The organism is Kribbella soli (assembly GCF_004331345.1).
Taxonomy (GTDB): domain Bacteria; phylum Actinomycetota; class Actinomycetes; order Propionibacteriales; family Kribbellaceae; genus Kribbella; species Kribbella soli.
On the sequence record NZ_SJJZ01000006.1, the window covers coordinates 304,790 to 318,027 of the forward strand.

Sequence of the window (13,238 nt, forward strand, 5' to 3'; positions counted from 1 at the left end):
TGCTTGTACGCTATTCGGACGCGTGCGTCCGCTTACCGAAAGCATCCGTTAGGCTTCGACCCATGTCAACCGTCCCTGCGCTGTACCGGCACCTGGTCGACGACGCCTCGATGTTCCCGCCGGGCAACCTGCCGCTGCCCGAGGCCGTCGCGGCCCACCACGTCCACCGCCGGGCGCCGTACGCCGACCTGGTCGGCACGTTCGTGTGCACCGACGACGACCTGATGAAGGTCGCCGCCGAAGCGGCCCGCACCGGCACGGCACCACTCCGCGTGGCGGTGGTGATCTCCGGCGGCGCCGGCGGGATCGAGCCGGCCGTCCGCTGGGGCGACCGTTCGAAGGACGTCGAGGTGACCGCGGTCGAGGTCCGGCTGCGCGACGAGGACGACCTGTCCCGGAACGCGCTGCGCGTGGTCCGCGCGTGCGACGACTGCCTCGACGAGGAGACGGCGTACGTCGAGCTCGGCCTGGACGGGGCGTGGGAGCGCGCGCTCGACGTGGTCGCCGACGCCGGGTACGCCGCCAAGCTCCGCACCGGCGGCCTCGACGCCGCGCTGTTCCCGTCGGCTGCCCAGGTGGCCGCCTTCATCACCGCCTGCCTCGACCGCGAAGTGGCCTTCAAGTGCACGGCCGGCCTGCACAACGCGGTCCGGCATACCGCTGAAGACACCGGCTTCGAGCACCACGGGTTCCTCAACGTGCTGCTCGCGACCCGGGCGTCGCTCGACGGGGCCGCACACGACGAACTGGTCGAACTGCTGGACCAGCGCGACGGTGAGGTGCTGGCGGCGCGGGCGCGCGAGTTGTCCGACGATCAGGCGGCAAGCACGCGCCGGTGGTTCACGTCGTTCGGCTCCTGCAGTATCGACGAGCCGCGCGCGGACCTGATCGCCTTGAACCTGATGGAGGCCCCATGACCTGGATCGACATCCCGGACGGTTCGCCGTTCGGGCCGGAGAACCTGCCACTCGGTGTGTTCCGGCACGGCGACGAGGAGCCGCGGGTGGGTGCGGCGATCGGCGACCAGATCATCGACCTCGCGCCGGTCGCATCCGCGCAGATGCTGGACGGCGCGCAACTGTTCGCCGAGCCGACGCTGAACCCGTTCCTCGCGCTCGGCCGCCCGGCCTGGCGCGCGACCCGGAACTGGCTGCTCGACCTGGTCCGCAACGAGAACGACCGGGACGCCGTCGAGCCGCACCTGATCCCGCAGTCCGCGGTGACGATGCAGCTGCCGTTCGAGGTCGGCGACTACGTCGACTTCTACGCCTCCGAGCAGCACGCGTCGAACCTCGGCCGGCTGTTCCGCCCGGACTCCGAGCCACTGCTGCCGAACTGGAAGCACCTGCCCGTCGGCTATCACGGCCGGGCCGGCACGATCGTTGCCAGCGGCACCGACATCGTCCGCCCCAGCGGTCAGCGCAAGGCCCCGGACGCGACGTCCCCGACCTTCGGCCCGTCCCAGCGGCTCGACATCGAGGTCGAGCTCGGCTACGTCGTCGGTACGCCGTCCACGCTCGGAAAGCCTGTTCCTGTTGAGGATTTCGAGGAGCACGTGTACGGCGTGGTCGTCGTCAACGACTGGTCCGCCCGCGACCTGCAGGCCTGGGAGTACGTGCCGCTCGGCCCGTTCCTCGGCAAGTCCTTCGCCACGTCGATCTCCCCCTGGGTCATCTCCCTCGACGCACTCGCGGCCGCCGCCGTCCCGCTCCCGGCGCAGGACCCTCCCGTCCTCCCGTATCTGGCCGGCAAGAATCTGGTCAACTACGACATCACGTTCGAGGTCTCCCTGAACGGCCATCACGTCAGCAGTCCGCCGTACCGCGATCTCTACTGGTCACCCGCGCAGATGCTCGCCCATATGACCGTCAACGGCGCCACGATCCGCACCGGCGACCTCTACGCCTCCGGCACCGTCAGCGGGCCCGAGAAGAACCAACGCGGCTCCTTCATCGAACTGAGCTGGGGCGGCCGTGAGCCGCTGATCGTCGACGGCAAGGAACACACGTTCCTCGAGGACGGCGACGAGGTCACCATCTCCGCCTGGGCGACCACAGCAAACGGATCCCGCCTCGGCCTCGGAGACGTCACCGGCCGCATCACCCCCGCCCACACCCCACCAGCCTGACCGCCTCGCCACCTCACACCACTCCCGCCGACGTCTTTGGGCCCCCACCGACCATCTGCGAGCGGCCGAAACGGTTGGTGCGAGCCCACAGTGGATCCTTCGAGCGGGAAAGTAGGGCGAAGATGTTCATTACTGTTTGTTTCTCTTGACGAGTTAGCGCTTACGTGCGAACTTCATCGGCATGAAACGTTCAGTGGGGTGTGGAGTACTGGCTGTGGCCCTGGCCGCCGGTGTGCTGAGCGTGCCTGCAGGTGCGCACGCTGACAGCACGGCCGGCGACCTGACCTTGCGGTCGAGTGAGTTGACGGTCACCGTCGGGGCGGACTTTCCCCGGGTGGTCAAGTACGTCGACAACGCCTCCGGGCAGGCCCTCGGGGGTCAGCCGGACGCGATCTCGACGGTCACGATCGACGGCGTGGCCCGCACCGCGCATCTCGCCGCGTCGCCGACGGTCGACGGCGGACGAGCGGCGTACACGCTGGCCTTCGACGCCCTGCCCGGCGTCGAGCTGGACGCGAGTCTGAGCGTGACGGGGCGGGTGACGAAGTTCGCGATCGACGCGGTGCGCGACACCGATACGAGTCGCGTGCACACCATCGACATCCCTGACCACGACCTGGTCTCGGTGGCGAGTACGGACGCGGGCGCGACGACCGCGTTCACCACGCTGGATCCGGATTCGACGCGGACCGCGGACAAGATCACGCCGGTCACCGCGAGCACGCCGGGCGACACGGCTGCGGCCGGAGCGGCGTACGCGTTCGTCAACACCAGCGGGCTCGCGGCGGGCATCGAGTCGAACTCGGTGTACGACAAGCCGTCCGGGCCGTCGGTCGACGACGGCGCCCGGTTCTGGCACCGCGCCCGCAAGGCCGCCGACGGCAGTACGCGCGTCGGCGTGTGGAGCGGCCAATGGACGTACCGTGCCGACACGTCGCCGTACACCGAACCGCTCCCCTGGGCGAAGGTCGTCGTCACCCCCGACGCGAACAACGACCGGACGGTCGACTGGGAGGACGGCGCCGTCGCGTTCCGCTCGATCATGACCGAGCCGAACGGCGGCGACCAGGTCAAGAACCGGGTGATCACGCACATCCCGTTCAACTTCGCCAGCCAGGCCACGCACCCGTTCCTGCGGACGCTCGACGACGTCAAGCGGATCTCGCTCGCGACCGACGGCCTCGGTCAGATGACGGTCCTGAAGGGGTACGGCGCTGAAGGCCACGACTCCGCCCACCCGGACTACGGCGGCAACTACAACACCCGCGCCGGCGGCCTGACCGACCTGAACACGCTGCTCAAGCAGGGCAAGTCCTGGAACGCGGCGTTCGGCGTCCACGTCAACGCGACCGAGTCCTACCCGGAGGCGAACGCCTTCAGCGAGGACCTGGTGGACAAGAACGCCAAGGGCTGGAACTGGCTGAACCAGAGCTACTACATCAAGCAGCGCCCTGATCTTGCCTCCGGCAACATCGTGAAGCGGTTCCAGCAGCTCCGCGACGAGACCGACAAGAACCTGCAGGAGCTGTACATCGACGTGTACTACCAGTCGGGCTGGCTCGCCGACGGCCTGTCCCGGCAGCTCGCCGGCCAGGGCTGGCAGATCGCCACCGAGTGGGCCGACCGGCACGAGCGGACGTCGCTGTGGTCGCACTGGGCCAACGACCTCGACTACGGCGGTGCCACCAACAAGGGCCTGAACTCGCAGATCATCCGGTTCGTCCGCAACCACGAGAAGGACGTCTGGAACAACGACCCGATCCTCGGCCAGACCGCGATCGTCGAGTTCGAGGGCTGGACCGGCGAGACCGACTGGAACGCGTTCTACACCAACATCTGGCAGCGCAATCTACCCGCGAAGTTCCTGCAGCAGCAGAAGATCCTGGACTGGAACAGCGGCGACATCACGTTCACCGGCGGCGTCCGCGGCGCGGTCGAGAACGGCAAGCGGACCGTGTACGTCGGCAACGCCAAGGTGCTCGACGGCGACAAGTACCTGCTGCCGTGGGACAACAAGAAGCTGTACCACTACAACCCGGCAGGCGGCCACACCACCTGGCAGGTGCCCGCGGCCTTCGCCGGCACTCGGTCCTTCTCCGTCTACAAGCTGACCGACACCGGCCGGGTCAAGGTCGCCACCGCGCCTGTCCGCAACGGCAGCATCAGCCTCGACGCGAAGGCCGGCCAGCCGTACGTGGTCTACCCGGACACGGGGCCGACGCCGCGGCCCGCGAACTGGGGCGAGAGCTCGCACGTCAAGGACCCCGGCTTCAACGCCGGCAACCTCGCGGCCTGGAACGTGACCGGTAACGCGACGATCGGTACCCTCGAGAACGGCCAGCACGTCGCCGAACTCGGGACGAAGGCTTCGTCGATCCGGCAGCAACTGACGGGCCTGACCCGCGGTCGCACGTACAGCGCCTCCGCCTGGATCGAGGTCGAGCCCGGCAAGTCCCGCCCGACCACGGTGACCGTCGACGGCGCTCGCAACCAGGTCACCAGATCGACCGCGCAGAACGTGGTTGCCGCCGACGACAAACATGAGGCGTACTACCAGCGCGCCCGAGTCGTGTTCCAGGCCAAGGGAAGCACGGCTGACCTGACAATCGGGGCAGCCGCGGGTGCAGCGCGGGTTCGTCTCGACGATGTGCGGGTGGTCGAAACGACGAAGCCTGCGGCCGGGCTCGTCGACGACTTCGAGCATGTCGACCAGGGCTGGGGGCCGTTCGTGAAGGGCGATGCCGGTGGTGTCACCGACCCGCGGACAGTGCTCGCCCCCAAGCATGCGCCGTACACGCAGGCGGGCTGGAACGGGAAGCTGGTCGACGACGTGCTCGACGGCACCTGGTCGCTCAAGTCGCACGAGGAGAACGAAGGGCTGGTCTACCGGACCGCGCCGTGGACGGTGAACTTCCAGCCGGGCCACAAGTACAAGGTCAGCTTCGACTACGAGAGCGGTCGCGCCGGTCAGTACGCGTGGGTCCAGGGGGTCGACCGGCCGGCGTCCGTCGAGGTCAAGGCGACGCCGATCGGCGAGCAGCGGACGAAGGCGACGTTCAACCAGGAGTTCGTGGCCGGTTGCGGCGGCGACTACTGGGTCGGACTGCGCAAGCTCACCGACGGCGGCGACCAGAGCGACTTCATCATGGACAACTTCGCCGTGACGGATCTCGGTACGACGTCGCAGCCGGCGGACTGCACCTCGGTCGCGGTGTCGGGCCTGAACGGGCTTGTCTCCGGTGAAGCGAACACCGTCACCACCACGTTCACCAACAACGATGTGGTGGCCGCCAGCAACATCACGTTGGGCCTGACCGCACCGGACGGCTGGACCGTCACGGCGACCACGCCGGCGACCCACGCGACCGTTGCCGCAGGCACCAGTGTGACGACCACGTGGGACGTGACTCCCCCGGCCGGTACGCCGGAGGGCAAGTACCCGCTGACTGCGACGGGTGGTCAGGCAACGATCAGCGCGGAGGCGACTGTGCTGCCGCCGGGGATCGTTCCGCAGTCCCGGATCAAGGTGGCCGACGTGAGCAGTGAGGACGTCGCCACGGGTGGTGCCGCGACCTCGGCGCTGGACGGAAACCCCAGCACCCTTTGGCATTCCGCCTGGTCCGAGGTCAGCACGCCGGCCGGGTACCCGCACTACATGACGCTCGATCTCGGGTCGACGTACCAGGTGAACGGGTTCGGCTACCTGCCGCGGCAGAGTGGCACGAACGGGATGTTCAAGGGGTACGAGATCTATGTCAGCGCGGCCGGTCAGGACTGGGGCACGCCGGTTGCGACCGGGCAGTTCCCGAACTCCACCGCCGTACAGCGAGTCGACTTCACCGCGAAGCCCGGCCGGTACGTGAAGTTCGTCGGCACCAGCTCGCTCAACGGCGCGGTCTTCGGATCAGCCGCCGAGTTCAACGTATACGGAACGCACTAGGCAACAGAAAGCGGCGCCACTAGGGAGTGGCGCCGCTTTCGCCTGTATTACTTGGTGATGGTCACCGAGATCGGCGCGGACGCTGTGTTCGCTGCGACGACGCGGAACTTGTTCACGCCGACCCGGCCGCTCTGCACCCACACCGAGTAGGTCGCCCGGCTGGTCACCTTGGTGGTGGCCGGGAAGTTAACCCACTTGCCGTTCTGCAGCCGCTGCACCTGGACGACGGTGTTCTTCGCGATGCCGGACGTCTTGCCGGTGAACGAGACCTTCGTCCACGCCTTCGCGGTGGCCTTGTCCGACTTGATCGTGATCGACTTCGCCGCGGCCGGGGTGCTCACCGCACTCTGCTGAGTGGTGGCGGCGTTGGCCTGCAGGGCGCCGGCGACACCGAGACCGGCGGCGGCGAGCGCGACACCGGCGAAGGCGGCAGCGGTACGACGAACGAACTGAGTACGCATGATGACTGGTTTCCCCTCGTTTTGTTGGTGTTACGGAGAGGAAGACGCGGCGGTCGACGGAAAGGTTGTGTTACAACACCGTCTCAGGTCCGGGTGGCAACACCAGCCGGGCCAGCGCGCCGCCGCCAGGTGCTTCGCCGAACGTCAGCTCTGCGCCGAGAACCTTGGCGTGACCAACCGCGATGGTCAGGCCGAGGCCGTGCCCGGCGCCGCGTTCGGCCATCCCGGACCGGAAGCGGCGCGGGCCCTCGGCAATCAGTTCCTCGGGATATCCGTTGCCGTGGTCAACGACCTCGACGGTGCGGCCGCTGACCGTGACCTCGACCGGCGGCTTGCCGTGCCGCAGCCCGTTGACGATCAGGTTCGCCAGGATCCGCTCGATCCGCCGCGAATCGGTCGACACCGTCTCGTCCGGCCCGGTCTGGTGCACGATCACACTGTCCGGCGCGAGCGACTGCTGCATCCGCAACCGCCCGACCGCCGACCCAACGAACGCGCCGAGCCCGACCAGCTCCAGATCGGCCTGCTCGACGCCCGAGTCGAACCGGGCGATCTCCAGGAGATCCTCGACCAGCCGCCGCAGCACCTTCGCCCGATCGCGCACCAGTTCGCTGGGACGGCCGGGCGGCAGTAGTTCGGCGGCGGTGGTCAGCCCGGTCACCGGCGTACGCAGATCGTGGGCAACGTCCGCCGTGAAGCGGCGCTCTGCCTCGAGCTGACCGCGCAGCGAGCTGGCCATCGTGTCGAGGGCGGTCGCCAGCGACTGCACCTCGTCCTTGCCCTTGCCAACGGCCTCGGCCGCGGACGCGTCCAGGTCGCCCGCCGCGATCCGCCGGGCCGTGCCCGCGACCGCGACAATCCGTTTGGACAGGCTGCCGGCCAGGATGACGCTGACCAGGGCGACCAGCGCGACCGTGCCGATCCCGCCGAGGATCAGGGCCTGCTGCAAGGCCTTCATCGAGTCGTCGGTGCTCTCGTAGTCCTGCTCGATCGAGAGCACCTTCCCGTCCTTGACCGCGACCGCCGCCCACATCTTCGCGTGCGGCGACCCGGTCTTGAACGTGGCCCGCTTGCCTTCGAGCACGGCGGACCGCAACTGCGGCGGCAGCTCCGGATCGTCGACCTTCGCTCCGAACACCGGTACGTCGTTGGTGTCGTAGCTCTGCGCCGCAAGCTGGATCCGCTCGTCCGCGAAGCTGCGCGTCCGGTCCAGCCGGGCCGACTGGGCCTGGGTGTAGACCGCGACGCACAGCACGAGGATCGCGAGCGCGGAGACCAGCAGGAAGATGAGACCGAGCTTGCCGCGCAGTCCCATCCGCTATGCCCTGAGTTTGTACCCGAAGCCGCGGACGGTTTCGATGCGGTCGGCACCGATCTTGGTCCGCAGCCGCTGCAGGTGGACGTCGACCAGCCGGCCGTCGCCACCCCACTCGTAGTCCCAGACCCGTTGCAGCAAGGTCGAGCGGCTCAGCACCACACCGGGGTTGTTCGCGAACTCGATCAGGAGCTTGAGCTCGGTCGGCGTCAGCTGGACGGTCTGTCCACTGCGTCGTACCTCCAGCGCCTCCCGGTCCAGCTCGAGGTCGCCGAACGACTCCACACCGGAACCGGCCGCCGGTGCCGGACGCTCCGGATCGGAGACCGCGCGCCGCATCACCGCCCGCAGCCGTGCCACCAGCACCTGGGTGTCGAACGGTTTGGTCACGTAGTCGTCGGCGCCTGCTTCGAGACCGAGTACGACGTCGAGCGCGTCTCCGCGCGCGGACACCATCACGATCGGGACCGTGCTGGTCTCGCGGATCCGTCGGCACACCGAGATTCCGTCCAGCCCGGGCAGCATGATGTCGAGCATCACGACGTCCGGGTGGATCTTCTCGAAGCGCTCGATCGCTTCCAGGCCGTCCTCGGCCGTGGTCACGTCGTAGCCGTGCCGCTCGAGGGTCAACTGGGTTGCCTCACGGATCACCGCGTCGTCCTCAACCATGAGAATGCGCGCTGCCGGTTCTTCCGGTACCACGAACTTGGGTCTCCCTACTGGTCCGTCGAGCTCACCTTGATCATCTGCCGACCGTTCCAACGGTAGACCTCGACCCGTCGGCCGGACGGGCAGCAGACCGGGTCGTCGATCCCGAAGATCTTCGACTCGACCACCAGGTCACCTTGCGGGCTGGCGTTCACGGTCGGTTGCTCGACATCCAGGTTCCAGATCGGTCGCGGGCCGGTCGGCTCGACGGCGATCAGGAAGATACCGAAGACGAACTTCTCCAGAGTATGGATCAGGACGATCTGCTGAGGTGTACCGCTGTGCAATACATCAACGGTCTTACCCCTGCTGAGGCAACGCGAAATCACGGTGCAATTCGAAAGGACTGTCCGCGAGTAGCCGGACAGGTGCCGATCGGCGAGCAGCCGGGCCCGGACTTTGTACAGGTCGACGGCCACCTGCGGGGTGCGCTCGGCGTGCGGAGAGGGGTTGCCGGTACCGAACGCGACCGACGGTGTCGGGGTCGTCGGAGGGGGTGACTCGGGGCCCTCGACGCGCAGTCCCCCGCCGTTCCCGCAGGCGGCGAGCGTGATCGTTGCGACCACCGCGGCGACGGCAGGCAGCACGGTACGGCGCCACAGACCCATCGGGCGCCTCCTACCCTGCATCAAGTCCCCCCGCGAATTCGTACACGTCCTCACTTCCCATGGTGTCGGCCGGACGTCACATTCGACGGGCGTGGACGTCGAGTGGCCTCGACAGTTCTATTGCGGTTCCGTCACGGCGTGGTCAGTGGGTCACCCGGCGACGACCTTTCCCGGGTTCAGCAGGTTCTTCGGGTCCAGCGCGGTCTTGATCGCCCGGTGCACGTCGAGCGCGACCGGCCCGATCTCCTCCGCCAGCCAGGTGCGCTTCAGCACCCCGACCCCGTGCTCGCCGGTGATGGTGCCGCCGAGCTCCAGCCCGATCTCCATCACCCGGTCGAACGCGACCTGGGCCCGCTCGGCCTGCGCCGGATCGGTCTGGTCGAAGACGACCGTCGGGTGCATGTTGCCGTCGCCGGCGTGCCCGAGGACACCGATCGTGATGTCCAGCTCGGCCGACAGCGCCTCGATCCGGCCGATGAACTCGGCCAGCCGCGAGCGCGGTACGGCGACGTCGTCGATCATCGTCGTACCGAGTTCCTCCAGCGCGGTCAGCGCGGCCCGGCGGCCCTCGAGCAGCAACTCGCCCTCGGCGTCGTCCTCGGCCTCGATGCACTCGAGCGCGCCGTGGTCACGGCACAGCTTGGCCACCGCGGCGACATCGGCGGCGCCCGCCTCGCCGCCCGCGTCGGACTGGGCGATCAGCATCGCGGCGGCCTCGTCGGGCAGGTCCATCCGCTTGTACTTGTTGACCGCACGGATCGTGGTCCGGTCCATGATCTCCAGCAGGCTGAGCGAGACGCCGCTGCGGATGATCTCCAGGATCGCGTTCCCGGCCTCGACGCCGGAGCCGAACAGTGCGGCCATCGTCTTCGGCTTCGCGGCGGCCGGGCGCAGCGCCAAGGTCGCCTCGGTGATGATGCCGAGCGTGCCTTCGCTGCCGACGATCAGCTTCGCGAGGTCGTACCCGGCGACGCCCTTCACGGTCTTCCGCCCGGTCCGCAGGATCCGGCCGTCGGCGAGCACGACCTCCAGGCCGAGCACGTAGTCCGTGGTCACGCCGTACTTCACGCAGCACAGGCCGCCCGAGTTCGTGGACAGGTTGCCGCCGATCGAGCAGAACTCCCAGCTGGACGGGTCCGGCGGGTAGAACAACCCGTGCTCCGCGACCGCGCGGGACAGGACCGCGTTGTAGACCCCTGGCTGAGTAACGACGTACCGGTCGATCGGCTCGATCGCCAGGATCTGGTCCATCTTCTCCAGCGAGATGACGATGCAACCGTCGAGAGCGTTGGCGGCGCCGGACAGGCCGGACCGCGCGCCCTGCGGCACGATCGGTACGCCGGCCTCGGCCGCGACCCGCACCGCTGCCTGCACGTGCGCGGTCTCCCGGGCCAGCACGACGGCGAGCGGAACTCCGGCCGGGCAGAACATCGCCCGGTCGTACCGGTAGCTCTCCATCCGGTCCGGATCGGTCACCAGCGCCTCGGGCGGCAGCACCTGACGCAGCTGCTCGACAACCTCACTCATAGGTCGAGCCTAGTTAATACTCCGCGGTACTGCCCGCCCTGCCCGCTGGTTTCAGCGGGTGCGCTTGGTGACGTTCTCCGAGATCTCCTCGTAGCCGCCGCCGTAGTTGTGGTACTCGCGGCCGATCGCCGCGAAGGTGATGCTGCCGGCGGTCGCCTTCACCTTCGGTGTCCGGCAGGTGCGCTGGCCCTGGATCACCGAGCCGTTGCCGCCGCTGCTGTCGCAGCTGAGCACCCGGCCGTTGTTGCCGCCGCCGTACTGCACCAGGAAGGCGTTGGCCTTCGCGTTGGCCACCAGCGGCGACGCCATGGTGATCTCGGCCCAGTACTGATAGCAGCTGTCCCGGACGAGCCGGACCGTTCCCCAGCTGGGCGGCTGATGGTTACGCAGCATCGGCGCCGATGCGATGGACCTCGCGCCCGAGCAACTGGCGGCCGTGGCCGCCTCTGCCGGTAGAGCGGACAACGCGATCGCGCCCACGCCGGCCAGGCCGGCGGTGCTGAGCAGAATGCTCAGTGTCTTCATGACGAAACCCTTCCTGAGTGCACGCCCCGACGCCCACTCAGGAAGGCACACTACGCGAACGGAGCCTGCCCGGACAGTCATTCCGGTAATCGGACGGCGACACGCCGTGTGCAGTTGCTACCGGCAAGGTTCTGGGCCTCGGTTACCCGTTTAACCGGGTCCTAGAGGACGCTCAGACACCCTCTTAGAGGTTGCCGCGACGCTCTTGTTCGCGCTCGATGGCCTCGAAGAGCGCCTTGAAGTTGCCCTTGCCGAAGCCGAGTGAGCCGTGCCGCTCGATCAGTTCGTAGAACACCGTCGGGCGGTCGCCGATCGGCGCGGTGAAGATCTGCAGCAGGTAGCCGTCCTCGTCGCGGTCGACCAGGATGCCGCGCGACTGCAGGTCCTCGATCGGCACCCGCACCTCGCCGATCCGGGCCCGCAGTTCCGGGTCGGAGTAGTAGGAGTCCGGCGTGTTCAGGAACTCGACGCCGTTGGCCCGCATGATGTCGACGGTGCGCAGGATGTCGTTGGTCGCGAGCGCGATGTGCTGCGCGCCGGCGCCGTCGTAGAACTCCAGGAACTCGTCGATCTGCGACTTCTTCTTCGCCACCGCCGGCTCGTTCAGCGGGAACTTCACCCGGTGGTTGCCGTTGGCGACGACCTTGCTCATCAGCGCCGAGTAGTCGGTGGCGATGTCGTCGCCGATGAACTCCGCCATGTTCACGAAGCCCATCACCTTGTTGTAGAAGGCAACCCACTCGTCCATCTTGCCGAGCTCGACGTTGCCGACCACGTGGTCGACGGCCTGGAACAGCCGCTTCGGGTGCCCCTCGGGGCGGGTGACCTTGGTGGTGGCCGCGATGAAGCCGGGCAGGTACGGGCCGTCGTACTTGCTCCGGTCGATCAGGGTGTGGCGGGTGTCGCCGTACGCCGCGATCGCCGCACGGCGGACCGTGCCGTGCTCGTCGGAGACGTCGTTCGGCTCCTCGAGGACGACGGCACCGACCTTGCGCGCGTGCGCGATGCACTTGTCGACGTCGGGGACCTCAAGGGCGAGGTCGGCGACGCCGTCACCGTGCTTGAGGTGGTGGTCGAGCAGGGTGCTCTTCGGGCTGACACCGCCGGAAATGACGAAGCGGGCGGAGCCGGCCTTGAGGACGTACGCCTTGCTGTCCTTGGAGCCGGTCTCGGGGCCGGAGTACGCGACCAGGTCCATCCCGAACGCGAGCTGGTACCACTTCGCGGTCTGGGTGGCGTTACCGACCACGAACACCACCGCGTCCATGGCGGTGACCGGGAACGGGTCGGTGCTCTCGTCGTACGGCACCAGGCCGACGAGCTGCTTCAGCTGGTCGAGGTCGAGATCGGCGTCGAGCTCTGCGGGGGTGAGGTCGGTGCTGGTCATGGGCCCTCCCGGGTCGGGTTCGTGCAGCCGAGCCTGGTAGGCGGACGCAGGTTGCGCAACAGTTCCTTGTTTCGCTGGACAAGCTGTGCAGTATGCTGCGGATGTTGCTGGACTATTTGGTCAGTCTGACCATCGCGGGAGGTTGGCCATGACGGTCGATGCGCTGGACGCCCGGATCCTGGGGTTGTTCGCGGCCGAGCCACGGGTCGGCGTACTGGAGGCGTCACGCCGGCTCGGGGTCGCGCGCGGGACCGTGCAGGCACGGCTGGACCGGCTGCAGCGCGACGGCGTGGTGCGGGGGTGGGGGCCGGACATCGACACGAGCGCGATCGGCTACCCGGTGACGGCGTTCGCGACGCTGCAGATCGAGCAGGGCTCGGGTCACACCACGGTCGCCGAGGCGCTCGCCCGCATCCCCGAGGTCCTCGAGGTACACACCATCACCGGCGCCGAGGACCTGTGGTGCCGCATCGTCGCCCGCTCGAACGCCGACCTCCAACGCGTGATCGACCAGGTAGTCATCGTCCGAGGCATCCAGCGCGCCTCCACCGTGATCGCACTGGCCGAGCAGATCCCCCACCGAGTCCTCCCCCTGGTCGAAGCAGCCACCGCCACCAAACCTCATTTGCCTGGCTGACC

General features: G+C 68.2%; 11 protein-coding genes. 4 read left to right on the plus strand and 7 right to left on the minus strand.

Annotated features, from left to right (window positions below; all coding sequences use genetic code 11):
• Positions 1-62: 62 nt before the first annotated feature.
• The 3 genes from E0H45_RS40535 (at position 63) to E0H45_RS40545 (ending at position 6,068) form a co-directional block, all read left to right on the plus strand.
• A complete protein-coding gene (locus E0H45_RS40535) occupies positions 63-917 on the plus strand; it encodes a hypothetical protein (protein ID WP_131347818.1) in 855 nt (284 codons plus the stop codon).
• Positions 914-2,128: a fumarylacetoacetase gene (gene fahA / locus E0H45_RS40540; protein ID WP_131347820.1), complete on the plus strand. Its 1,215-nt coding sequence runs from the start codon at positions 914-916 to the stop codon at positions 2,126-2,128. Before E0H45_RS40535 ends, fahA begins: the two co-directional genes overlap by 4 nt.
• Positions 2,129-2,309: 181 nt before the next feature.
• On the plus strand, positions 2,310-6,068 hold the full coding sequence (locus E0H45_RS40545) for an endo-alpha-N-acetylgalactosaminidase family protein (protein WP_131347822.1): 3,759 nt from the start codon (positions 2,310-2,312) through the stop codon (positions 6,066-6,068).
• Positions 6,069-6,115: 47 nt separating this feature from the next.
• On the opposite strand, the gene E0H45_RS40550 is transcribed toward E0H45_RS40545, so the two are convergent.
• From E0H45_RS40550 to hppD, 7 genes are all read right to left on the minus strand, one after another.
• The gene (locus E0H45_RS40550) at positions 6,116-6,529 is read right to left on the minus strand and encodes a hypothetical protein (RefSeq protein ID WP_131347824.1); all 414 of its coding nucleotides are present in this window, start codon (positions 6,527-6,529) and stop codon (positions 6,116-6,118) included.
• A 70-nt stretch (positions 6,530-6,599) separates the two neighbouring features.
• Positions 6,600-7,844, minus strand: a complete 1,245-nt coding sequence (locus E0H45_RS40555; protein WP_131347826.1) for a HAMP domain-containing sensor histidine kinase — start codon at positions 7,842-7,844, stop codon at positions 6,600-6,602.
• A gap of 3 nt (positions 7,845-7,847) precedes the next feature.
• Positions 7,848-8,513: a two-component system response regulator CseB gene (gene cseB / locus E0H45_RS40560; RefSeq protein WP_165546781.1), complete on the minus strand. Its 666-nt coding sequence runs from the start codon at positions 8,511-8,513 to the stop codon at positions 7,848-7,850.
• Between the two features lie 47 nt (positions 8,514-8,560).
• On the minus strand, positions 8,561-9,160 hold the full coding sequence (locus E0H45_RS40565; RefSeq protein ID WP_131347828.1) for a hypothetical protein: 600 nt from the start codon (positions 9,158-9,160) through the stop codon (positions 8,561-8,563).
• A 150-nt stretch (positions 9,161-9,310) separates the two neighbouring features.
• Entirely contained in the window at positions 9,311-10,687 is a 1,377-nt protein-coding gene (locus E0H45_RS40570; protein ID WP_131347830.1) for an FAD-binding oxidoreductase, read from the minus strand.
• Positions 10,688-10,738: 51 nt separating this feature from the next.
• Positions 10,739-11,212 carry a DUF2690 domain-containing protein gene (locus E0H45_RS40575; protein WP_131347833.1) on the minus strand — a complete coding sequence of 158 codons (474 nt, stop codon included), beginning with the start codon at positions 11,210-11,212 and terminating at the stop codon, positions 10,739-10,741.
• A gap of 184 nt (positions 11,213-11,396) precedes the next feature.
• Positions 11,397-12,599 carry a 4-hydroxyphenylpyruvate dioxygenase gene (hppD, locus tag E0H45_RS40580; RefSeq protein ID WP_131347835.1) on the minus strand — a complete coding sequence of 401 codons (1,203 nt, stop codon included), beginning with the start codon at positions 12,597-12,599 and terminating at the stop codon, positions 11,397-11,399.
• 148 nt (positions 12,600-12,747) lie between these two features.
• On the opposite strand from hppD, the gene E0H45_RS40585 reads away from it, so the two are divergent.
• Positions 12,748-13,236 carry an Lrp/AsnC family transcriptional regulator gene (locus E0H45_RS40585; RefSeq protein ID WP_131347837.1) on the plus strand — a complete coding sequence of 163 codons (489 nt, stop codon included), beginning with the start codon at positions 12,748-12,750 and terminating at the stop codon, positions 13,234-13,236.
• The last annotated feature ends 2 nt before the right edge of the window (positions 13,237-13,238 follow it).